This is a genomic window from Pseudoalteromonas sp. HL-AS2, from assembly GCF_031198805.1.
Taxonomy (GTDB): Bacteria; Pseudomonadota; Gammaproteobacteria; order Enterobacterales; family Alteromonadaceae; genus Pseudoalteromonas; species Pseudoalteromonas nigrifaciens.
The window spans coordinates 1,399,632-1,422,053 of sequence record NZ_CP133571.1 but is presented as its reverse complement, the minus strand read 5'-3'; the positions used below and the strand labels follow the sequence as shown (position 1 = coordinate 1,422,053).

Here is a 22,422-nt window from a genome sequence, read left to right as displayed (position 1 = left end):
TTTGTAGCTAACGAATATAAAACACTCCAATATCGATTCTATTTATTTGTTTTGGTTGGCTTAGAGCTTGATGATTCGTCCATGTATGATCCTAATTACCATTAAAATTTAACACTCAACTTACTTATCCTGACGATAAAAATATTTCGTTATCTTTTATTTCAAATTCGATTAAAAATCAGCATACCAACAGAGTTGTTCTGGCTTGGGTACACTTGTTTTAAATAACAATTGTCATAACATTTTTTAGGAATAAACAAATGAACAAAGCATTGCTAGCATTAATCATAGCACCTCTATTTGCACTGTCTGCACTTAATGTGGTTGCAGAAGATGCGGCGGACGCTTCAGCTGAAACAGTTAAAGAATACACAGAAATGTGTGTTAACTGGGCTAAAGATGACGACGTAAGCAATGAAGAGCTTTATGGCTATGTATTAAAGTGCGTGAATGATGAGCTTGTATCTGAAGGCTACAAAAAGGTCTCTGCAGTAAAAATTTAATTAAGTTTATTGTCTAATTAAGTTTATTGCTAATAAAGCCGTTGCGAACACTTTTAATTAGATATAAAAAAACCGGAATCGACACTCAAAGTGTATTCCGGTTTTTTATTGCTTTCAAAAAGAGAAAAATTAAATACTTATATTAGTATTATTTATTCATCATCTTTTTTAGTTTTTGCTTTAGCCTTAGTTTTAGCAGGCGCTTTTTTGACAGCTGCTTTCTTTTTTGGTGCTGCTTTTTTCTTCGCTTCTTCAACCCACTTACCCGCAACATAATGCGCAGTCCAACCGGTCGCTTTACCGTCGACTTCGGTCATTACATACTGCTCTTTATTTTTACGGCTGTAGCGTACAACAGCTAAGTTTCCATCTGGATCTTGTGCTGGTGCATCGGCTAAGTAATAAAACTTAGGTGAAATACGGTCTCTAAAGCGTTGTAACTCTTCAACCTTAGGCGCACGTGTTTCGCGCGATTTAGGGAAGGTATTTGCAGCCAAGAAAATACCTGCAGCGCCATCACGTAAAACAAAATACGCATCTGACTTTTCACATTCTAATTCGGTAATGTGAACAGGGTCTTCTTTTGGCGGCGCAGCTTCGCCGTTTTTAAGTAACTTACGGGTATTTTTACACTCATCGTTATTACAACCAAAGTACTTACCAAAACGTCCCGATTTTAATTCCATATCCGCGCCACACTTATCACATTCAATAAGTGGCCCGTCATAGCCTTTAATTTTAAACGTGCCCTGCTCAACTACGTGTCCACTACATGCTGGGTTATTACCACATACATGTAATTTACGGGTTTCGTCGATTAGATATGAATCCATTGCCGTTTCACAAATTGGGCAACGTTTCATTTGCATTAATGTTTCGGTTTCAAGATCTTCTGCATCGGCACTGTCTGCGGCAACTGCTTCATCGCCCGATACTAAGTTCATCGTTGTTGTACAACGCTCTTTAGGCGGTAAGTTATAACCAGTACACCCTAAGAACACGCCAGTAGATGCGGTACGGATACCCATTTTACGGCTACAAGTCGGACATTCAATATCAGTTTCGACCATTTCATTAAGACGCATTCCGCCATTTTCAGGCTCGTCTTTCGCAACAGTTAATTGCGTTGAAAAGTCGGCATAAAACTTATCGAGTACTTCGGTCCAAATGCGCTCGCCTTCGGCGATATCATCTAAACGACCTTCCATTTTGGCGGTAAAGTCAAAGTTCATTAAGTCTTCAAAATTTTCTACTAAGCGGTCGGTAACTATTTCACCCATTTTTTCAGCGAAGAAACGACGGTTTTCAACCCGTACATAACCGCGATCTTGAATAGTAGAAATAATAGATGCATAAGTAGATGGGCGGCCAATACCACGTTTTTCAAGCTCTTTTACTAAACTCGCTTCGCTAAAACGCGCTGGCGGTTTAGTAAAGTGTTGCTTAGGGTCAAGTTCAATTAACGTTAATGTTTCGCCTACTGTTACTGCAGGTAAAGACTGATCTTCTTCGTTCTTTTTACGAATAGCAGGCTGTACTTTAGTCCAACCATCAAAGCGTAGTACACGGCCTTTGGCTTTTAGTTGGAAGTCATTTGCTGCTACCGTTAATGTCGTTAAGTCGTATTCTGCAGGTACCATTTGGCACGCTACAAATTGACGCCAAATTAGCTCATATAGTTTTTTAGCATCGGCATCAACCCCTTCAATATGCCCCGAAAGCACAGTTACACTAGATGGACGAATTGCTTCATGCGCCTCTTGTGCATTGCCTTTTGAGCTATAATTAATAGGATCTTTAGGTAAGTATTTTTCACCAAATTGCTCTGTTACATATTCGCGACACATAGCAACCGCATCTTTTGACAGATTAGTTGAGTCGGTACGCATATAGGTAATGTAACCGCCTTCGTACAAGCGCTGCGCTAGCATCATGGTTTTTTTAACGCCATAGCCTAAACGTGTACTGGCTGCTTGTTGCATAGTTGAGGTGATTAAAGGCGCACTTGGGCGACTTTTACTTGGTTTTTCGTCAACGCTTATAACTTTATATTCTGCATTCTCAAGGCTTTTAACTGCTGCGCTTGCCTGAGCTTCATTTACTGGCTTAAATGGCTTGTCTGCTTGTTTGGCTACTTCTAAGCGTAACTCTGACTCTGCATTTTTAACGTCAGCATGAATATCCCAAAACTCTTCAGGTATAAACGCTTTAATTTCGCGTTCACGCTCAACGAGTAAGCGCACTGCTACCGATTGTACGCGTCCAGCCGAAAGTCCACGTGCCACTTTTGCCCACAGTAAGGGCGATACCATAAAACCAACAACACGGTCTAAAAAGCGACGTGTTTGCTGTGCATATACCATATCGGTATTAAGCTCACCGGGTGTTTCGAATGCTTGCTGAATTGCGTTTTTTGTAATTTCGTTAAAAACTACACGCTTATATTTTGCAGGTTCACCGCCAATAATTTCTTGAAGGTGCCAAGCAATTGCTTCCCCTTCTCTATCCAAATCCGTTGCGAGATATATTTGGTCAGCGTTTTCGGCAAGCTTTTTAAGCTCTTGTACTACCTTTTCTTTTCCTGGCAGTATTTCGTAATGTGGTTCCCAGCCTTTATCAGGGTCAATGCCCATACGCGCGACTAAGTTAGAATAGTCTCGTTGCTTTTTATACGCTGCTTTCTCTTCAGGTGGTAATTTACGCACTTCAGCCGGCGTTTTAGTCGCTGGCACTTTGTTTTTTCCAGAACCTGAAGTAGGTAAATCTCGCACGTGTCCAATACTGGACTTTACGATGAAGTCATTACCTAAATATTTATTAATTGTTTTAGCCTTAGCAGGTGACTCTACAATTACTAGCGATTTGCCCATAGTTGCCTATTTCTAACCAAGTTTTTTAAAATGTGTTTAGCCGACATAAGCGGCACGAATATTTATAGGTATATCTACAAACACTAATTGTTACAAGCTTTTAATACAAACTTTTCAGTTTTAAGCGAATAAACGAACAATTTCTGCGTTTAATTTAAACAAACAGGTGTTTTTAGAGTAATTGATGGGGAATATATAGAATAGAAACAAAAAATGCCAACCTTATGGTTGGCATTTTTCAATTTAGTTTTTATTTACTGTCAAATATCGCGATACCTTTTTTAACTGTTTTAGTACTACCCGACTGAGTTTTGAACTCGAATGCTATAGATAGTATGCCATCAAACTTATCGTTACCATCGGCTTCTCGTGAGATCCTAACATCTGAATACATTGGCGTATCGCGGTTAGTATTCGGAACCACATCACTACTTTCAATGATGGATAAGTCACCATTAGTAGTTGAAAGCGAAATAGTTGTACCTGCTGGTAATGGATTACCAAATTCGTCAGTATAATGGATACGAACTGTGATGCCGCCTAAACCAATATCTACTTTTTCTGGTACTGAAGGATCGGTCCCATCGTATGCCGGATTATCGACACTCACCGTAGATAAATCGATTGCATCAACATCACAACGCTCTATGGTATCTGAGGTTTCGAAATTACCCGCAATAGAAGCGGAACAATCTGCCGGCACATAAACTTGATAAGGCGCTGGTAATATATTGTTAGTTTTTAATACTGAAAAACGCAAATATGGATCATCGCCTGACATTACTAGCTCAAACTGCTTGCGTACTTCAATCAATTCGCGTGAACATTCTCCTGCTGTACTAGCCGCTTCACTACATAGTAAACCATTGTATTTACCATCGGCTAAATTATAAATTCCGTCATTATTTAGGTCACGCCAAGTTTCGTTATGGCCGCCACGTGAATTGAGTTCTGAACACGCATCACTTGCTGGATCATTAGCGTCACCGCAATTAACTTTATCGAACGAGGCATTTTCATTATGGTCAATAAACGCTTCTGGTAAGTCGTAACTTGCATAGTATTCACCGATATCAAATAAGCCATTTCTGCGTTGCACTGTCGCTGTTGACTCTTCATCAACAAAGTTTTCTTGACCTTTTGTAACAGCCAGAATGCTCACGCGACCACCCATAACAACACCATCGGGACTATTTTTAGCGCGCTTAATACCATTAATACACGGCGCTGCAGAGCCAAAGTAAGGGTCACAGTTTACTAACCCTGTTTTTGGGTTAATTCCTTCTGTTGTTGAAGGATCGTTGTCAATTTCGCCAATACGATTACCCCATTTCTTTTCATAAAAAGGGCGGTCGCCTTGTGATCGCCAAGTAACAACACAGGTCGCATCATTTGTTTTACAGGTAACTTCATTACTTGATGAGCCTATAACGCCAGCTTCTGCTAAAATGGTGGCTTCAACACCGTCGCCATTATAGTTATTAAACTGGTCACCAAAAAACACCGTAATATCAGTAGTTACGCCATTATAATTTAATGAATTTGTATTGAATATAACTGGGCTCGCATCAAAACTATTTTGATCAGTTACTCCAGATGCCAAAGTTAATTGTGATGAAACTGAGCTAATTTGCTCCGATAGTGGTACTAAGTTAAGTGTACCTTCCGGACAAATTGCATTATTTGGATCCGTTTGGCAAAGTTCAAAATCATCAACCCAACAGGTTAAATCATCACCTGCAGGTAAATTGCTTACATCAACTTTAGAAATGTAACAGGCTTTAACAACTAACGGGCCTGGAACTATACCTGACGTTACAGTAGTTTGGACAAAGCCATTACTATCTGTGTTGCCACTTAACGATGTTAACTTAGCAGCACCAATTGAATCGGTTAGTTTAAAATCGATACGTTGTTGTGTTGATACAATGCCGTCTGCATCTAACAATTTAAATTTAACAATAGATTGTGTTGGCGCACCGCCTTCACCCGGAGGAAGCGCTATAAATGTTTCACTTACATCAACAAATTGAATTGACTGCACCGCTGAGGTTTCTACTGGGATAGTCGTCGCTATAGTAAAGTTTTTACCGCCAGTTTCTACCGTGATATTAATATCGTCATCAATGCTACAACCTGTTGCACGATACGTGGAGGTCGCGATACCACCAGAAGATTTAACCGAGGCGTCTATTACTGACTGACCACTAATAACACAAGTTGAACTAAACTCAACATCCGTCGGGGTTAAATATAAATTGCCTGCTTCATCACGCAGTGTTACTTCGATAACTGTACTGCCGCCTGCTTTTAAAGGAATAACATTTCCAGCAGCATCTTTATTTAAACCGTTGTTAACCTCAAGGGTTAAATCTGCAATCCCTACTGCAAAGTTAATGGCTGCACTTTCACCTAACGATCTCGCTGTTACAGTTCCTGCACCGCCTGTATTTCCTGGTTGTAATTTAAGTAATGCAACACCAAAATTATCGGTAAGTGCTGTACCAGAAGAGGGCAATACTGACCCTAAGTTAGTCGATATATTTACTAGTGAACTCTTAGTACCTTCGCCACTTTGCTCATCTGTTACCTCTATAAATAACTCACCTAACTCAGAAGATGAAATAGTATTCGCTATTGTACATCCAGATGAAACTTGAGTTGGATCGAGCTTAACCGCATCTCGATTATCATCCCAGCCAGGCAAACATCCGGTTAATAATTTAACCGATACCGAAAAGCGTGCCAAATTAATTGGGGCAGAGTCACCCGATGAATAAAAAACGGCTGTATTACTTACTGAAGCTGAATTACTTGATGTATAACTAGCAACAACTTGGCCAGCACCTTTAAAGTTACCACTAGAGAGTGTTACACGTGCTTCGCCTGCGCTATTTGTAATCGCAGTACCAAGATCTGGAGTGATTTTGCCAGTAAACTTAGTTGTAAACGTGATCAGTTGTTCACTAAGTGCAACGCCATCATTTTGTAACGTAGCTATTACTGTGCCTGGATTAATTGCAGTGACTGGATTAGTGTCTGAAAACTTTTCACCTATCTTATCAACAATATTAACCGTTAGCGTGGTGGAACCAGACACGCCAGTATCGTCGCCCTGACCTCCTGTTGATTGAAAAGCAAAGGTCCCCTCATAACTCTCACCATCAACAATGTATGACGCAGTAACTTCACCAGCTCCGGCATCTACGCCTGCAGTTAATTCCACGGTAGCAATACCATCATTTTGTGTAAGTGCTGACAAAGGATTCAAATCACCAATATCGTCAACAAGGGTAAAAGTAATTCGTTTACCGGCAACCACTTCACCATCTCGTTTTAGTGTAGCCCGTAAATCTAGCGCAGAGGCCGCTGTAACAGTATTCGATGCGCTGCCATCCTCTTGGGAGTAGCCTTGAAGTGTAACGGCGTAGGTGGGTACATCAGGTGTTGTTCCTCCGTTACCATCACCTATACTGCCCTCCTTTTCAAGTGAGCCACCACCACCACAAGCTGTGATAAAAAAGCTGAGCATCATAATGCTTAGCAGTCGTGTTAAAGGCATAAACCTCTCCCTAGCGTTATTATTATTAACTTTGTATTGTTTACCTCATGTTAACCTATAACTTAGTCTAAAATCACAGTTTTTTGATACTTTCTTTGATAAAAAAATTTAAATTATTAATAAATTTTTCTGTATAAATATTTACATGCTGGTAGGCTGTGCCAAATTTATAAAAAATAGATTGGAAATATGTCGAAAATACGTTCAATGAGCTTAACAACTCGCATAATGATAGGCATGGCATTAGGTATTGCCGTAGGCTTTTTATTTCAAGCTATATTAGCTGGTGAAGACGATTACCTAATACCACTTGGGTTATTCTCTTTGCCAATTAAAGCTTTTTTTGTTGATGGAATTTTTCACATTGGTGGGCAAATATTTATTGCCAGCTTAAAAATGCTGGTTGTTCCTTTAGTATTTGTATCTTTAGTGTGTGGCACATGTAGCTTAAGCGATCCTAAAAAATTAGGCAGCTTGGGTGGTAAATCAATTGGTTTATATTTAATTACCACAGCCTTAGCTATTACTCTGGCTATTACTTTGGCTTTACTGTTTAGCCCTGGCGTAGGTATTGACTTGCCAACAGATGCAAGTTACGACGTATCTGAGGCACCTACCTTAGCGCGCGTTATTATAGATATGTTTCCAACCAACCCTTTTGAAGCTATGGCAAAAGGTAATATGCTTCAAGTTATTGTTTTCGCATTACTGTTTGGTATTGCTATGGCACTTAGTGGTAATGCAGGAAAACGCGTAGCGGTGGTTTTTGAAGACCTTAATACGGTAATTTTAAAACTAGTTACTTTGTTAATGAACGTTGCGCCTTACGGGGTGTTTTTCTTAATGGCAAAGTTATTTACTACCATAGAGTTAAACTTAATTGTTAGCTTGGCTAAGTACTTTTTTGTAGTGGTTGCCGCTTTATTATTACATGCGTTTGTAAATTACAGTTTGTTATTAAAACTATTGACGGGTTTAAACCCTGTAACTTTTTTAAAGAAAATGAAACACGCTTGTTTATTTGGTTTTAGTACTTCAAGCTCAAGTGCAACTATGCCAATTACTCTTGAAACAGCCACTAAAAAACTCGGGGTTAATAACTCTGTTGCTTCATTTACAATTCCGCTAGGTGCAACCATAAACATGGATGGCACTGCCATTATGCAAGGGGTTGCCACTGTATTTATTGCACAAGTGTTTAGTGTTGATTTAACCATTTCTGATTACTTAATGGTAATTTTAACGGCTACGTTAGCGTCTGTTGGCACGGCCGGCGTACCGGGTGTTGGCTTAATTATGTTAGCAATGGTACTTAATCAAGTAGGCCTACCAGTAGAGGGTATTGCAATAATTATTGGTGTAGATAGATTGCTAGATATGACCCGCACTGCAGTTAATATTACGGGTGACTGTATGGTTACCTGTGTGGTTGCTAAATCTGAAGGTCAGCTAGATGAGTCTATTTATAATGACCCAAATGCAGCGAAAGATTTAGAAAACATAAGTAAATCTATGAATTAGTAAATAACTTCGCATTAAAAAACCCTTGATTAATTCAAGGGTTTTTTATTGGTCAAAGCTAATTAAGCTTAAAGTAATCCACTATTTATGGATTTAATGATTTAAACTTAGAAACTAAATTAACCCCTGCCTTATTAACTGCACTACTAAAGCCAAGTGCTAACTTGTCACTTAAACCTTTTTTAATCTTATATTTAATCTTATAAATTTGACGCTCATCTTGTTGTTCAAGCAAAGCATCATCACTGGTTTTTATAACATCCACCAAGCCTTTCTCTATTGCTTGAGTTGCAAACCAATGCTCACCTGTAGCCACTGAGCTTATATCTAAACTTGGGCGCTGTGTGCTTACGAAAGTTTTGAATAAGCCATGAGTTTGCTCAATTTCTTCACGAAACTTTTCACGCGCTTTATCGGTGTTCTCACCAAATAAAGTAAGAGTACGTTTAAACTCCCCCGCAGTAATTTGCTCAAATTCAACATCGTTTTTCTTTAATATTTTATTAAAGTTAGGTATTTGCGCTATTACGCCAATCGAGCCTACAATAGCAAATGGCGCTGCAATAATTTCATCAGCAACACATGCCATCATATAACCACCGCTTGCTGCTACTTTATCTATAGCAACACTCAAAGGTATACCTGCATTTTTAATGCGCTGTAACTGTGAAGCTGCAAGTCCATAACCATGCACTACTCCTCCACCACTTTCTAAGCGAATAAGTACTTTATCTTTGCTCGCATCTGCAATAGAAATAATAGCGGTTATTTCCTCTCTTAAACTCTCTACTTCATGTGCATCCATACTGCCTATAAAGTCAACCACATATAATCGCGGTTTTGGCTCTTTACTGTCATTTTTTTTATTGTCTGCCTTAAGCTTTTTTTGATGTGCTTTAAGTTCTTTTTTACCTAAAGTATTGTGTAAAAAGCTGTGTTTAATATTATCTAGTTGCTCAGAAATATTATCTATTTGTATTTCACCCTTTTTAGCTTTTGGCTTAACTGCCGCGCCAACTATCAGCATTAAAATGATGGCTATAGCAATAACAAAAGTAACCGTTTTAGCGAAAAACAAACCGTATTCGTATAAAAATTCCAACACTTTTCTCCATTTATAAATTTCAGCTAATTTAGCATGCTTTTTAACAAAAAAAAGCCACTAAACAGTGGCTTTGGTTACTTAATTGCGTTGTAAGCTATTAATCGGTCACAACATCACTATTTGTAATTAACAACAAACGACCACGAGCGGCTAAGTAAGTTGCAATTTGCAATTGCATTTCAGAGTTAGCAGCAAAGCTACCTGCAGCATCCGATCCCGCCTCTTCACTAGGCGCTGGTGTTAATACTGAACCGTGATGCCCTTTTGTAAATTTAACTAAATAGCTAGACGGCGTGGCACTAGGTGCTTGTGATGTGCTCACTGTTTCTAAGCCCATAAAGTTGGCCAGTGGTAAACTACCTGCAAGCGGATTGCTAGCAACACTTGGAGGTATAACTTGGTCTGGCTTATTGCCTGCGCCATCGCCCACTACCACGTTCATATATACAGGCGTTTCGAGTGCTTTAACGGTTACGGCATAATTAGTTGGGTCGCCACTATCTAGTGCAGTTTGTGCTGCAAAAGCAAATTGTGTCATTACGCCTTTAATATTTGCCAGCTTACCCGTTTCGCCAGCCATAGTTAAAGCCGTTGCATATTCGGTGTAACCACATGATAGGAAATCTTGCATATTTGGCAGTAATACACCGCAGTTAGAAATTGCATCACCTTGTAAAAATGCATTAAATTCCGTTGCTTCGGTTGTACCTGCTTGTGATAACACCGAGCCTTGAATAAATGGGCCAAACGCAGGTGATTCTAATAAGAAACTGGCAATACCACCGCCGCCACTTGCAAGCGCAACTGTATTAACGTTAAACAGTGGGTCAAGTGTTTCAGCCATTGGGCTATTTGCTTGGGCAATAAACGCCGGCGCTACAATTGAACCCAGTGAGTGACCAACATAGCTCACATCTTTACTGTTTATACTTGTATCATTAATAAAGTTTAGGCCAAGACGCAAGCCTAATAAATCGGCGCTTGATTGACGTAGACTATCACGGGCAACAAGCAGTGAGCTTAGGTTCATATAACTAAGTACCGAACCTGTGGTTGCATTAAAGTCATCGTTACCGTCTGCATCTACGTCAATTCCTCGCTCGCCATGGCGCGGGTGATCAATTGCAATTGTGGCAAAACCCTGAATAGAAAGCTGCGCCGTTAATGTCAGCATGGTTTCTTTATTGGTAGTAATACCGTGCTGCATAATAACCACAGGCCAGCCACTTTCAGGCATAGCAATAGGTGCTAATTGTAAACTTGCGCGCACACCATTAATTATAGGCAAAATAGGTTTAGTCACTTGCACTGGCACATTGGCCATACTTTGCACTTTAGGAATTGAATTATATTTGGTTAAATGACGCGTGCTATCTAACCCTAAATCACGTAATTTACCACCGCTTAATGCGGCACATGCGCCGTCATTTTCACTAATTGGATCAGTAGGAAATGCAGCACCTGCTTGTGCTTTATAACCCAATACAGCAACTGCGTTATCACACATGCCTTGCCAATAAGTGTCGTTTAAATCGCTAATTTCTTTACCTGTAGGCGTACCTAAATACATAGGTAACATAATGCTACCTTTTTGGTATTGCACACCTTGAAAGGCATCACTAACAGTAACACCTTGTGATTGAAATACTTGCTGTACATTTACCATTGGCTGAGTAGGTACAGTAATTGCTGGTGTCGGTAAATTTGGATTTTGCAGGCTCGCTGCTAATAACTTTTTAATTGTACCAAGCACAGGGCCTGCCGATTGCATGGTCATTGCAGCAGAAAAAATAATTTCATCTTTAGTAATATTGCCTGAACTAATAACCACATTTTCGTAGCTATTAACAGCCCCCTGTAGCGCTAGTTGTGATGGCGTAATTAACGGCGCTTCTTGTTTTACTGTAGCGTAAGTAGATGACGGCTCAATAGCACGCCCTTGTGAGTCTTTAAGCTCTGTGGTTAATACATTAATATAAGAGCTGCCGGCTTTAAATGGCTTAAGTGGAATAACCGCCACCGCATCACCAGATGCCTGGGTGATAAAGTCCACACCAAATTGTAGTTCACCTACTAATTTACAGGCAGCACCTGCAGGTGCTTGTGAGCATTGTTCATCTGTTAAACTTGCTCCCATTATTACTTCAAAAATACGTACTGAACCTGGTGTACCTGCAGAGGTGGCATCTAGGCTTACATTTGGTGGGAAAGTTAAATCTATTTTAAAAGGAACTTGAGTAGACCAGCCATCAAGCGCACCTAGTGCAAGTTGAGGGTTAGCATAAGCAGCACGAGGAATTGACACATTAGCGTCATTTAACTCCCCAGGAATATTTAAAGTACCATCTTGGGTACCGCTCATTAATAAATCATTGGGTACAGATATAACCCCATTAGCGGGATCAAACTTTACCGTCGCCTTTGGGATAACTGTAACCGAATCGTTTTTAACATCTTCTAGCGTTTCTCCGCCGCCACAACCTGCAAGAGCAGCTGTAACCGAGAGTGAGAGTAGCATTTTTTTCATATTGTTGGCTCCGCACATATCTTATTTTTATAGTGTGTTTATTAAGTATATTAAGTTAAAACAATGTAATCAGTTTATTAATGAGACATTAGACCAGTTAAACTTAACGTAAACTTTCTACTTTCGCCACCTAAATTTACAATAAATTCGATTACTTAATGTTTTGCTATGTTAAAATCAAAAAAAATTCATCCATGGGTACTTTTATGAACACCTATCAAGCTGCTGAAAATGCACTTAAAGATAAAGTTATTTTAATCACCGGCGCAGGTGATGGAATTGGCCGAGTAGCTGCAATTACATACGCTAAATACGGCGCAACTGTTATTTTATTAGGCAAAACAACTAATAAACTAGAATGTGTTTATGATGAAATTGTTAAAGCAGGTTATCCACAACCGGCAATAGTCCCTATGGATTTAAAAGGCGCAACTAAGCAAAACTACCGCGATCTAGCTGCCACTATAGAGTCTCAATTTGGCTGTCTTGATGGTTTATTAAATAATGCGGGCATTTTAGGCACGTTAGGGCCACTTGAGCATTTTTGTTCGTCAACCTTTGAAAACATAATGAAGGTTAATGTCACCGCGCAAGCTATGATCACTAAAGCGCTGTTTCCGGTACTGCGCAAATCTAAAAATGCATCCGTGGTATTTACATCATCTGGCGTGGGCCGCAAAGGTCGCGAATTTTGGGGGCCTTATGCTATTTCGAAATTTGCTGTAGAGGGCATGATGCAAACATGGGCATGTGAAGTAGGTAAAACCAATATACGTATTAATTGTATTAACCCTGGTGCTACACGCACTTCAATGCGCGCTAGTGCTTATCCTGGTGAAGACCGAGATAAACTTGCAACACCTGAAGACTTAATGCCTACTTACTTATATTTAATGAGTGATGATTCGAGTAATGTGAATGGCGAGTCGCTTGACGCTCAAGTAAAAAAATAGCTATTACTCTAATGTAGATACAAAAAAAGCCGCTCAAAATTTTGAGCGGCTTTTTTAATGCCTAACTAATTTAACTAATTTAACTAAATAGCAGGTTACTTACGTTTAGTTGGTTTAACACGCTGATTGTGCTTTTTAACCGCTTTACGTATTTGGTTTATTTTGGCACGCTTATCTTTGCGTTTTTCAGGCATTACAGAAAGCTTAGTTTGTGTTTCACGTCCTAACTTAACTGTTTTTCGTAAATAGTTTACAGTGTCTAGGTCGTATTCAATCCAACCACCTTGTGGTACGCGCTTATCCAGCTCTAATTTACCGTAACGAATACGAATTAAGCGAGAAACTTCCACCTCTTGTGATTGCCATAAACGACGAACTTCTCGGTTACGTCCTTCATTAAGCGTTACATTGTACCAACGGTTTATACCTTCGCCGCCCATAGGATTAACCGTTAGAAATTTTGCTGGGCCATCTTCAAGTTCAACACCACGGGTTAAATTTTTAATGGTTTCTTTGGTTACTTCACCAAATACACGGGCTGAGTATTCACGTTCAACTTCGTAACTTGGGTGCATGAGTCGGTTTGCTAATTCACCATCGTTAGTAAATAGCATCAAGCCTGCGGTATTAATATCTAATCGGCCAACCGCAATCCAGCGCTCGCCATCAATACGAGGGAGTCGGTCAAATACAGTACGACGACCTTCAGGATCTTTACGCGTGCTTAACTCACCTTCAGGCTTGTTATACATAATTACGCGACAAATTCTATCCGCTTTTTCTTCAATTTTTACTGTATGGCCATCAACGCGAATTGAATCTGTTTCTTCAACACGATCGCCTAATTTAGCCACTTTGCCGTTAACGCTAACGCGGTTTGCATCAATGTATTTTTCCATTTCACGGCGTGAGCCTACGCCAGCACGGGCTAGGACTTTTTGTAACTTTTCACCTTGTATAACACTCATTCGGATGGTTCTCTCACAGAAGGATCACTTAATAACTGGTTAATTTTACTTTGCTGTTGCTCTGGCAAGGCAGGTAAATTATCTAAACCTGTTATCGAAAAATAATCTAAAAATTGTTTAGTAGTCGCATATAGCGCCGGCTTACCCGGCACTTCTTTGTGGCCTACCACTTTAACCCACTCTCTTTCGAGTAGTGTTTTAATAATATTTGACCCCGTAGTAACACCACGCACTTGTTCAATTTCGGCGCGTGTAATTGGCTGCCTATAAGCAATTAGCGATAATGTTTCGAGCAAAGCACGCGAATATTTGGGCGCGCGTTCTTGCCATAAATTACTTAGCCAAGGGCTTAAGCTACTACATGCCTGAAAACGATAACCACTGCCTACTTCTACCAAACGAATACCACGGGTCTGAAAATGTGTTTGTATTGCTATTATTGCATCGTTTATACGCACCATAGATATTGCTAAATCGGCTAAAACAACATCCTTTAGATGACGTTTACTTAATGGTTTGTCAGCAACAAAAATCGCCGCTTCAATGATCTCAATTAATTGCTCATCACTAACTCGCCGACCCACCATAAACGCTCTTAAACTAATAAACACACACAGCCAACTATTATGCCAGAACTACAGCAAAGTAGGAAAACATATCGAGCAATTTAGTAAATCAAAGCCACAAAAAAAGCCAGTGCACAGCACTGGCTCCTTCCTCACACTTTAAAATGGTGTGCTTAGCTGTTATTGGCGCTTTTAAGTGCGTCGTCTTCAGCGACTGCATTGCGATATTTTTTTATGTAAGTTACAAATTCACGTTTGCTAACACGCTTGTCTTTATTTAAATCCATATAGCCAAAGTGATTTGAAATATCATCATCGTCTGCTTCTTCAACCGAAATATAGCCACTTTTATCGTTATCTAAACTCGAGAAGCTGCTTTGTATTTTATCAAATTTAGTAATATCCGCTTTAAATGCTGATTCGCTTACTTCACTGTCTGTGGCAACTTTTCCGGTATTTAATTGCATGTACGCATTAAATTCATTGCGACTTATTTGATTATCCATATTGGTATCAATATTTGAAAAGTGTTGCCAAATATTATCGTCATCGGCTTCAACTTTCGAAATAAAACCATCACTATCGTTATCTAAACTTGCAAAGTCACTATCAATTTTATCTAACCCTTGGTTAGATGCACAAGCTGCTAAGCTTAACGTTGCTAAAATAGTAGAGGCTAATGTTAACTTTTTCATAAGACGTATCCTTGTAGTTAATTAATGTCACTTTAACTAATACAAGTTAAATGCCAAAAACGCTAATCTATTAAAATCAATTAGTTACAACAAAAACATAAATAAAAAACTAACGTAGCGCATTATAGTAATGAAAGCTTTGCTTCATGCCTTGTAATTTTTGCAAAAAATATTGGTGTAATACCGGACATTACAGCGAGTGTTTTTACACTTAAAAGTTCAGCCAATAACTTCCTTGTTTCGGGCGTGTTATGTAAGTGTATTTACTGATATAATTTAACGCATTATATAGAACCAATTTTAAGGTATATGCTATGAAAGTGATTTCTTTCAATATCAATGGTCTGCGTGCGCGTCTTCATCAATTACAAGCTATTATCGACAAACATCAACCCGATATTATTGGCCTACAAGAAATTAAAGTTCATGACGAAGCGTTCCCACTAGAAGATGTACAAAAAATGGGATATCACGTTTACTATCATGGCCAAAAAGCCCATTACGGCGTAGCTATGTTATGCAAAAAAGAACCTAAATCGGTATTTAAAGGCTTTGCCACTGATACTGAAGAATCACAAAAGCGCATGATTAGTGTTACCATAGAGCAAGACAATGGCCGCGATTTAACGGTAATGAATGGTTATTTTCCGCAAGGTGAAAACATTAATCACGAAACCAAGTTCCCATATAAACGTCAGTTTTATAAAGATTTAATGACCCACCTGCAAACAAATCATACCCCTGATGAAGACGTGATTGTAATGGGCGATATTAATATTTCACCTACCAACCTAGATATAGGTATTGGCGAAGTAAATGCTAAACGTTGGTTAAAAACCGGTAAATGCTCTTTTCAACCGATAGAGCGTGAATGGCTGGCAACATTACTTAATTGGGGCTTTAAAGACACCTTTAGAGAGCAAAACCCAGAAACCAGCGATCAATACTCGTGGTTTGACTACCGCTCAAAAGGGTTTTTAGATAACCGTGGCCTACGAATTGATGTTGTACTTGCAACACATGAGCTAGCCGCGCGTTGTATAGACACAGGTATAGATTACGAATTACGTGGCATCGAAAAGCCATCGGATCATGCCCCTATTTGGTCTGAATTTAAATAACCCTATGCTTAGCCTCCCAATGCAAGGGCTACTTTGGGCCCTTGTAATCGCTATAAGCTTATTTAGTATTGATAAAGCGACCTATAAAGCACTCTACAATGTACCCATACGCCAAACAGGAGTACTTGCATGTGCGTTGGTGTTTGCTGTTTTATGGCGCATTAAAGCTGGTATTTTAACGGGCCTTGATTTACATATTTTAGGTATTACTGCAGCTACACTTATACTCGGTTGGCGTTTAACTATTTTAAGTAGTGTTCTGGCAACGGCGCTATTAGCCGCATTTGGTTTAATTGAGTTTGAGTTACTGCCAGTGCAATTGCTTATTGGCGCATTTATTCCTATTTTATTGAGCTACTTGGCTTTTATTGTTAGTTATCAGTATTTACCGCGCCACTTTTTTGTTTATATATTTGTATGTGCGTTTATTACGGCTGGGTTTATCGCCTGTATAAAAATAGCTTTAGGGGCATTATTTTATCTTGCTATTGGTCAATATAGCTGGCAACAATTAGCAGATAATTACGTTTACTTAAGCGCTATTATTTGGCTGCCAGAAGCCATGTTAAACGGTATGGCTATTACAATTATGATCACTTATCGCCCACATTGGGTAAAAACTTTTTACGATAAGGACTACCTAGGCTCATGAGTCTTGAATATAGCTGCCCACTGTGTAGCAACTCACTAATAAAAACAGCTAATATGCTTCGCTGTGAAAACAACCATAGTTTTGACTTTGCAAAAGAAGGCTATGTAAATTTATTGCCTGTACAGCAAAAAAACTCAAAACAACCTGGTGACTCATTAGAAATGGTGCAAGCCAGGCGCGCTTTTTTAGAGCGCAACTATTATGCTTTTTTACAGCACGAACTTGGCCAAATTATTAGTGATATAGCAGCTAATAATATTATTGATTTAGGGTGTGGTGAAGGGTTTTACACCCAAGCTTTAGCTAATAATACCCAAGCCACTGTGTACGGGGTTGATATATCGAAGGCGGCGGTAAAATATGCGGCAAAACGCTATAGCAATTGCCACTTTAGCGTGGCATCTATTAGCCAAGCACCTTTTAAAAGCTACTTTGCCGATGTATTGGTCAGTGTATTCGCACCATTATTTACTCAAGAACTAGCAAGACTTGCTAAACCCGGTTCAACACTCGTAGTGGCAAGCCCCGGACCTAAGCATTTAAAAGAGTTAAAAGAGTATATTTACTCCAGTGTTAATGAACATACACAAATAGAAGTGCCTGCAATGTTTACACAAACGTCGCAAACACTTATCACAGAGCAAGTTACCTTGAACTTTAGTGACGTTAAAAACTTAATAATGATGACACCATTCGCGTGGAAGTTCAGACCCGAGCACTGGCTAGCGCTCGAAGAAAAAGGTGAGCATAGTGTCACCTTATCGTTTTATATTACACAATTTACAAGAGACAAAAGCGTAGCTGTTGCGCATATATAAAGGCAACAGGCGCTTAAAATTGCTCTTTAGTGAACGTTTTGTCCATTTTATCAAACATATCGTTAAGTAATTCTTCAAGCTCCAAGTAACGGGGCTTTTTTTCGCTGCGCTGTGCTTGATAGCCATTAGCGACCATTTTAGCATAAAGCTCGTTATACCAACGTTGCATAGCAGGCTCTAACTCGGTTTGCGCTCGTTTTCCTAACCATAACAAACCTTGTAAAGGGAGCGATATAAAAAAAAGCGCGCTTGCAATTGCTTGCGGTAAAAAGTCAGAGCCAAGATAATTTAACTGAAAAAATAACGTTAGCATGGCTAATATTGGCATTACCGTAATCGCCAACTCTGTCGCCTTTATTACTTTAAACTCAGCAAACAAGGGGGCTAATTCTTTTCGCATTGGCCATTTTTTAGCGTACACACGCCCTATTTGTACTTGCGACATCACACTTTTTTGCATCATGACTCCTCATACATAATATCAACACTACCAATAATATTGGTTGTTTTTATGGTAGTGTAACACAAATTATTTTATATGGAATTTTCATAAAAACGCACTGAATGAGTAAAAAATCACTCATGCTTTAAGGCCTTTTAGTATGAACAGGTTTCACCTGAATATTAATACATACGCTATTAAGTGCTAAATGGATCTTTTCTAAACTAATAATTTTAGACATTATAATCAGTATGTTAAACCACTTATACGCCACAATTCCCACAGTTATCCACAGAAAATGTGGACAACATAATTACCCTTACTTTTGCTAACGTAACCACAACTCGCTTAGTTACTGTTACTGCTTTAATTTAGGGTTAATAATCTATACTATAACCTTATAGTTATTGCTGTTCGTCGGGCTTTTAATGTCAAAACAAACATTACAATTGCATAGCACTGTCGATACCGATTATATATTAATAAAAAAACACACTGTAGATTTAGCTATTACCGCTTTAAAAAAAGATGGCTATAACATAATTTTTGAGTGACTTATGAAACCGCAAACAATAGATTATTTAGCTCAAAATAAATTACCTCGTCATGCCATTAATATTACTAGCCCATTTTCAGGAAAAGTAATAGCACTTAACGAACACCCCGAACCTCTTTTTCGCTTTGGCACATTAGGGCCAGGCATTATGGTACAGCTAAGCAACCATAAAATTTTAGCCCCATTTGATGGCACTTTGCTGCAAGTAAAAAATGCCGGCACCGAATTTATTTTACAAGCTAAAAACGGCCTAAAAGTACTAATTAATTTAACTATTTTGAGTTCGCAACACATTACCCATACCCACATAGCTCAGTTAAATGGTAGCAAAATATGTAAAGGCCAACGCCTTGCTTATTTTGATTTACGCGAACTTGACGCACCTATGCTAGCAAGTTTAATTTTGCTCAATGGCCACAGCCTAGGTACATTTCACTTTTCACACTCGCAGGTAAATGCGGGTGTCGATACTTTATTAACTATTATTAAAAAGAAGTAGATTTATGATCACCCTTTACGGCATAAGCAATTGCGACACTATAAAAAAAGCTAAAAAATACTTAACCGATAACAACATTGAGTTTACTTTTCATGACTATCGCAAAGATGGCGTAAACGAGAGTATGGTTAGTAACTTTGCTGATAAACTTGATTGGGAGCAGCTTGTAAACAAGCGTGGCACCACTTACCGCGCCTTAAGCGATGATGAAAAACAAAGCTTAACTAAAGAAAAAGCGATACCGTTATTAGTTGAGCAACCTGCAATGATAAAACGCCCTGTATTGGTTAATAACAACGAGTACCACTTAGGTTTTAAAGCAGCACAATACGATGAGATTTTTAAATAATGACAGATGACGTAATCGCTCTAGCGCAAGCGTTAATACAACGCGAGTCGGTAACACCTGAAGATGCTGGCTGCCAACAAATGATGAACGATAGATTGCAAGCAGTTGGCTTTAACATCGAATCGTTATTTTTTACCGACACCTTAAATACCTGGGCACGCAAAGGGACGCAATCGCCACATTTTTGTTTTGCCGGGCACACCGATGTAGTCCCCACTGGCCCTGAAAAAAACTGGCAGTACCCGCCATTTTCTGGCCTAGTTGAAAATGGTTTATTACACGGGCGCGGTGCAGCCGATATGAAAGGCTCATTGGCTGCTATGCTGGTTGCTACTGAACGTTTTGTAACAAAGCACCCAGACCATAAAGGCTCTATTTCTTTTTTAATTACTTCAGATGAAGAAGGCCCATTTATAAACGGCACTACTCGGGTAATTGACACCCTTGAAGCTCGCGGTGAAAAAATAGATATGTGTTTAGTTGGCGAGCCTTCATCTCGTGATGTATTAGGCGATGTAGTTAAAAATGGACGCCGAGGCTCACTTACCGGCTTTTTAACTGTTAAAGGTATACAAGGGCATGTGGCATACCCGCAGTTAGCGCAAAACCCTATTCATTTAACTACCCCTGCACTCACTGAGCTAAGCCAAACACTATGGGATCACGGTAACGAGTACTTTCCCGCCACTAGTTTTCAAATTTCAAATATAAATGGCGGCACTGGGGCCGGTAATGTGATCCCCGGGGAGTTAGAAGTACAGTTTAACTTTAGGTTTAGTACTGAAGTTACTCATACGCAATTACAACAACGCGTTAACGCTATTTTACAGCAGCATAATTTAAATTATGAATTAAGCTGGATTGTAAACGGCCAACCGTTTTTAACAGAGCACGGCCCACTGGTTGACGCCACAGTAAAGGCAATTAAATCGGTAACCGGTTTAACAACAAATCTAGAAACGACTGGCGGTACATCAGACGGGCGTTTTATTGCTCAAACCGGCGCTAAAGTAATTGAGCTTGGCCCGCGCAATGCCACTATTCATAAAGTAGATGAATGTGTAAGTACCGATGACTTAATTGCACTGTGCGATATTTACGAGCAAATTTTAGAAAACCTACTAACGTAATGAACTCAAAAAAAATAACCACAATGTGTATTACAGGACAAAGTGATACGCATTTAACCCAAATTCAAAATCATCGTTTGCACTGCAATATCGTTAATGATTTTTTAGCACTGCAAAGTGCCGCAAAAACAGCAGGGTTTGAGCTTACAATAGCTTCCAGCTTTCGTGACTTTAACCGCCAAGCGGCTATTTTTAACGCTAAATTTTCAGGTGCACGCCCTGTTTATAATAAACAACAGCAAGTTGTTGAATTAGATAACTTAAGCGATATAGATAAATGTATTGCCATTATGCTCTACTCTGCACTGCCTGGCGCAAGTAGGCATCATTTAGGGACCGATTTAGATGTGTTTGATAAAGCGGCAGTGAGTGATGATTACCAGTTGCAACTCACGCCCGATGAATATCAACAAAGCGGCCCATTTGCCCCACTGAGCGACTGGCTAGATGCTAACTTAGCACTATTTGGGTTTTATCGGCCTTATCTGCATGACTTAGGTGGTGTAGCCCCCGAGCTTTGGCATATTAGCCATATTAAGCAGTCGCAATTACTGGTTAATATGCTTAGTCTGCAAGTACTGCATGAGTGTATAAGTAATAGTGACCTATTAGCCAAAGAGGCTATTTTAGCCAACTTACCCATGCTTTATGAGCGCTTTATAATAAACGTTAGCCCTGTTTAACTGGGCTGTTTTTTATTGAGCGTAAATACCAGCACTGCCCCCAAAATAATACTGCTGGCAACTATAAATTGCACGGTTAACTGCTCAGATAAAAACACCACGCCCGCAATGGCAGCAAGCACAGGTACACATAGCTGCACCACTGCTGCTTGGGTGCTTTTTAATTTTGGCATTGCCGTATACCAAATACTGTAACCAATACCTGAAGCTATTGCGCCACTGGCACATGCAAGTAACACCCCTTCTATGCGGATACTTTTTATATAACCCATACCTATTATTAGCAATATAGGCAAAGCAACTAAGCTGCGAATAAAGTTAAATGCAGAGGTTCTCAGTGGTGATATACAAGCTTTGCCTCGTATACTATAAACACCCCACGCTATGCCACTAATGGCCATAAGGGTCGCTCCAAATAATGAAGGTATTGCTGCAGAGGGCAACATTAAATAAACAAAACCGGCAAAAGCGCTTATAAATGCCAACCATTGTAATAGACTCAATTGCTCTTTTTTATAAATTCCCCAGCCAATCATAGTAAGTTGTACCGCGGAAAATAAAATAAGTGCACCAGTGCCGGTATCAAGCTCTATATACGCGATAGAAAAACACAATGCATAAACAAGCAAACTAATACTACTTCGCCAACTTCCTGTATCTTTTAATATTTCGCTATTAAACGTACCGTTACGTTTTGTAGTATTAGTATAAAGCAGCATAATAATGGCTAAACATACAGCCCCGCTAAGTAAGCGAATAACAGTAAAGTTCCATGCATCTATATACCCTTGTGCGAGCGCCATTCTGCACAATAAAGAGTTAGCGGCAAACGCAATTAAAGCACTTAAAGTGTACAACGTTGTTTTCAAAAACAATCCTTAGCTAAAATAAGTACAGTTAAC

The 22,422-nt window shown here is 39.3% G+C and carries 19 protein-coding genes and 1 pseudogene; 11 read left to right on the top strand and 9 right to left on the bottom strand.

Annotation, left to right across the window (positions count from 1 at the left end):
* The first annotated feature begins 260 nt into the window (after positions 1-260).
* A complete protein-coding gene (locus RB215_RS06800) occupies positions 261-503 on the top strand; it encodes a hypothetical protein (RefSeq protein WP_309217069.1) in 243 nt (80 codons plus the stop codon).
* Between the two features lie 152 nt (positions 504-655).
* Here the strand turns inward: RB215_RS06800 and topA are convergent, their stop codons facing one another.
* On the bottom strand, positions 656-3,373 hold the full coding sequence (gene topA / locus RB215_RS06795; RefSeq protein ID WP_309217068.1) for a type I DNA topoisomerase: 2,718 nt from the start codon (positions 3,371-3,373) through the stop codon (positions 656-658).
* Positions 3,374-3,623: 250 nt separating this feature from the next.
* Entirely contained in the window at positions 3,624-6,935 is a 3,312-nt protein-coding gene (locus RB215_RS06790; RefSeq protein ID WP_089368194.1) for a hypothetical protein, read from the bottom strand.
* A gap of 189 nt (positions 6,936-7,124) precedes the next feature.
* Between RB215_RS06790 and RB215_RS06785 the strand changes: the two genes are divergently transcribed.
* Complete coding sequence (locus RB215_RS06785) at positions 7,125-8,456, top strand: dicarboxylate/amino acid:cation symporter (protein WP_089368193.1); 1,332 nt, start codon at positions 7,125-7,127, stop codon at positions 8,454-8,456.
* Between the two features lie 85 nt (positions 8,457-8,541).
* On the opposite strand, the gene sohB is transcribed toward RB215_RS06785, so the two are convergent.
* Together sohB and RB215_RS06775 are read right to left on the bottom strand one after the other, a co-directional pair.
* Positions 8,542-9,558, bottom strand: a complete 1,017-nt coding sequence (gene sohB, locus RB215_RS06780) for a protease SohB (protein WP_309217158.1) — start codon at positions 9,556-9,558, stop codon at positions 8,542-8,544.
* Positions 9,559-9,658: 100 nt separating this feature from the next.
* The gene (locus RB215_RS06775) at positions 9,659-12,088 is read right to left on the bottom strand and encodes a VolA/Pla-1 family phospholipase (RefSeq protein WP_309217066.1); all 2,430 of its coding nucleotides are present in this window, start codon (positions 12,086-12,088) and stop codon (positions 9,659-9,661) included.
* A gap of 206 nt (positions 12,089-12,294) precedes the next feature.
* On the opposite strand from RB215_RS06775, the gene RB215_RS06770 reads away from it, so the two are divergent.
* Entirely contained in the window at positions 12,295-13,041 is a 747-nt protein-coding gene (locus RB215_RS06770; RefSeq protein WP_011328024.1) for a YciK family oxidoreductase, read from the top strand.
* A 95-nt stretch (positions 13,042-13,136) separates the two neighbouring features.
* Here RB215_RS06770 and rluB read toward each other — a convergent pair whose 3' ends face one another.
* The 3 genes from rluB to RB215_RS06755 all read right to left on the bottom strand — a co-directional run bounded on the left by rluB (position 13,137) and on the right by RB215_RS06755 (position 15,270).
* Positions 13,137-14,009 (bottom strand): 23S rRNA pseudouridine(2605) synthase RluB, encoded by an 873-nt coding sequence (gene rluB, locus RB215_RS06765; protein WP_011328023.1) that lies wholly within the window; start codon positions 14,007-14,009, stop codon positions 13,137-13,139.
* Positions 14,006-14,596 carry an SMC-Scp complex subunit ScpB gene (gene scpB, locus RB215_RS06760; protein ID WP_182683282.1) on the bottom strand — a complete coding sequence of 197 codons (591 nt, stop codon included), beginning with the start codon at positions 14,594-14,596 and terminating at the stop codon, positions 14,006-14,008. Before scpB ends, rluB begins: the two co-directional genes overlap by 4 nt.
* A gap of 152 nt (positions 14,597-14,748) precedes the next feature.
* A complete protein-coding gene (locus RB215_RS06755; protein WP_309217065.1) occupies positions 14,749-15,270 on the bottom strand; it encodes an EF-hand domain-containing protein in 522 nt (173 codons plus the stop codon).
* A gap of 314 nt (positions 15,271-15,584) precedes the next feature.
* On the opposite strand from RB215_RS06755, the gene xthA reads away from it, so the two are divergent.
* The 3 genes from xthA to RB215_RS06740 are packed head-to-tail and all read left to right on the top strand — an operon-like array spanning position 15,585 to position 17,861.
* The gene (xthA, locus tag RB215_RS06750; protein ID WP_309217064.1) at positions 15,585-16,391 is read left to right on the top strand and encodes an exodeoxyribonuclease III; all 807 of its coding nucleotides are present in this window, start codon (positions 15,585-15,587) and stop codon (positions 16,389-16,391) included.
* 4 nt (positions 16,392-16,395) lie between these two features.
* Positions 16,396-17,043: an energy-coupling factor ABC transporter permease gene (locus tag RB215_RS06745; RefSeq protein ID WP_041454686.1), complete on the top strand. Its 648-nt coding sequence runs from the start codon at positions 16,396-16,398 to the stop codon at positions 17,041-17,043.
* Complete coding sequence (locus RB215_RS06740) at positions 17,040-17,861, top strand: putative RNA methyltransferase (protein ID WP_309217063.1); 822 nt, start codon at positions 17,040-17,042, stop codon at positions 17,859-17,861. Before RB215_RS06745 ends, RB215_RS06740 begins: the two co-directional genes overlap by 4 nt.
* A gap of 13 nt (positions 17,862-17,874) precedes the next feature.
* Here RB215_RS06740 and yfbV read toward each other — a convergent pair whose 3' ends face one another.
* Positions 17,875-18,321 carry a terminus macrodomain insulation protein YfbV gene (yfbV, locus tag RB215_RS06735; RefSeq protein WP_011328017.1) on the bottom strand — a complete coding sequence of 149 codons (447 nt, stop codon included), beginning with the start codon at positions 18,319-18,321 and terminating at the stop codon, positions 17,875-17,877.
* A gap of 437 nt (positions 18,322-18,758) precedes the next feature.
* On the opposite strand from yfbV, the pseudogene RB215_RS17845 reads away from it, so the two are divergent.
* From RB215_RS17845 to RB215_RS06715, 5 genes and pseudogenes are all read left to right on the top strand, one after another.
* Positions 18,759-18,857: pseudogene (locus tag RB215_RS17845) on the top strand (ACT domain-containing protein); the annotation flags it as partial.
* A 3-nt stretch (positions 18,858-18,860) separates the two neighbouring features.
* Positions 18,861-19,358, top strand: a complete 498-nt coding sequence (locus tag RB215_RS06730) for a PTS glucose transporter subunit IIA (protein ID WP_309217062.1) — start codon at positions 18,861-18,863, stop codon at positions 19,356-19,358.
* Positions 19,359-19,362: 4 nt separating this feature from the next.
* Positions 19,363-19,707, top strand: a complete 345-nt coding sequence (locus tag RB215_RS06725; RefSeq protein WP_086994314.1) for an ArsC family reductase — start codon at positions 19,363-19,365, stop codon at positions 19,705-19,707.
* Entirely contained in the window at positions 19,707-20,837 is a 1,131-nt protein-coding gene (gene dapE, locus RB215_RS06720) for a succinyl-diaminopimelate desuccinylase (protein ID WP_309217061.1), read from the top strand. Before RB215_RS06725 ends, dapE begins: the two co-directional genes overlap by 1 nt.
* Positions 20,837-21,520, top strand: a complete 684-nt coding sequence (locus tag RB215_RS06715) for a M15 family metallopeptidase (RefSeq protein ID WP_309217060.1) — start codon at positions 20,837-20,839, stop codon at positions 21,518-21,520. Before dapE ends, RB215_RS06715 begins: the two co-directional genes overlap by 1 nt.
* On the opposite strand, the gene RB215_RS06710 is transcribed toward RB215_RS06715, so the two are convergent.
* Positions 21,517-22,389: a DMT family transporter gene (locus RB215_RS06710; protein WP_309217059.1), complete on the bottom strand. Its 873-nt coding sequence runs from the start codon at positions 22,387-22,389 to the stop codon at positions 21,517-21,519. The two genes, RB215_RS06715 and RB215_RS06710, sit on opposite strands and share 4 nt — an antisense overlap.
* Positions 22,390-22,422: the final 33 nt, after the last annotated feature.

Excerpts from the sequence above, each read along its gene's own strand:
- dapE (WP_309217061.1), top strand. The coding sequence starts at position 19,707 with ATGACAGATGACGTAATCGCTCTAGCGCAAGCGTTAATACAACGCGAG.
- RB215_RS06745 (WP_041454686.1), top strand. The coding sequence starts at position 16,396 with ATGCTTAGCCTCCCAATGCAAGGGCTACTTTGGGCCCTTGTAATCGCT.
- xthA (WP_309217064.1), top strand. The coding sequence starts at position 15,585 with ATGAAAGTGATTTCTTTCAATATCAATGGTCTGCGTGCGCGTCTTCAT.
- RB215_RS06715 (WP_309217060.1), top strand. The coding sequence starts at position 20,837 with ATGAACTCAAAAAAAATAACCACAATGTGTATTACAGGACAAAGTGAT.
- scpB (WP_182683282.1), bottom strand. The coding sequence starts at position 14,596 with ATGGTGGGTCGGCGAGTTAGTGATGAGCAATTAATTGAGATCATTGAA.
- RB215_RS06800 (WP_309217069.1), top strand. The coding sequence starts at position 261 with ATGAACAAAGCATTGCTAGCATTAATCATAGCACCTCTATTTGCACTG.
- RB215_RS06740 (WP_309217063.1), top strand. The coding sequence starts at position 17,040 with ATGAGTCTTGAATATAGCTGCCCACTGTGTAGCAACTCACTAATAAAA.
- rluB (WP_011328023.1), bottom strand. The coding sequence starts at position 14,009 with ATGAGTGTTATACAAGGTGAAAAGTTACAAAAAGTCCTAGCCCGTGCT.
- RB215_RS06725 (WP_086994314.1), top strand. The coding sequence starts at position 19,363 with ATGATCACCCTTTACGGCATAAGCAATTGCGACACTATAAAAAAAGCT.
- RB215_RS06790 (WP_089368194.1), bottom strand. The coding sequence starts at position 6,935 with ATGCCTTTAACACGACTGCTAAGCATTATGATGCTCAGCTTTTTTATC.
- RB215_RS06770 (WP_011328024.1), top strand. The coding sequence starts at position 12,295 with ATGAACACCTATCAAGCTGCTGAAAATGCACTTAAAGATAAAGTTATT.
- topA (WP_309217068.1), bottom strand. The coding sequence starts at position 3,373 with ATGGGCAAATCGCTAGTAATTGTAGAGTCACCTGCTAAGGCTAAAACA.
- RB215_RS06755 (WP_309217065.1), bottom strand. The coding sequence starts at position 15,270 with ATGAAAAAGTTAACATTAGCCTCTACTATTTTAGCAACGTTAAGCTTA.
- RB215_RS06775 (WP_309217066.1), bottom strand. The coding sequence starts at position 12,088 with ATGAAAAAAATGCTACTCTCACTCTCGGTTACAGCTGCTCTTGCAGGT.
- RB215_RS06730 (WP_309217062.1), top strand. The coding sequence starts at position 18,861 with ATGAAACCGCAAACAATAGATTATTTAGCTCAAAATAAATTACCTCGT.
- RB215_RS06785 (WP_089368193.1), top strand. The coding sequence starts at position 7,125 with ATGTCGAAAATACGTTCAATGAGCTTAACAACTCGCATAATGATAGGC.
- yfbV (WP_011328017.1), bottom strand. The coding sequence starts at position 18,321 with ATGCAAAAAAGTGTGATGTCGCAAGTACAAATAGGGCGTGTGTACGCT.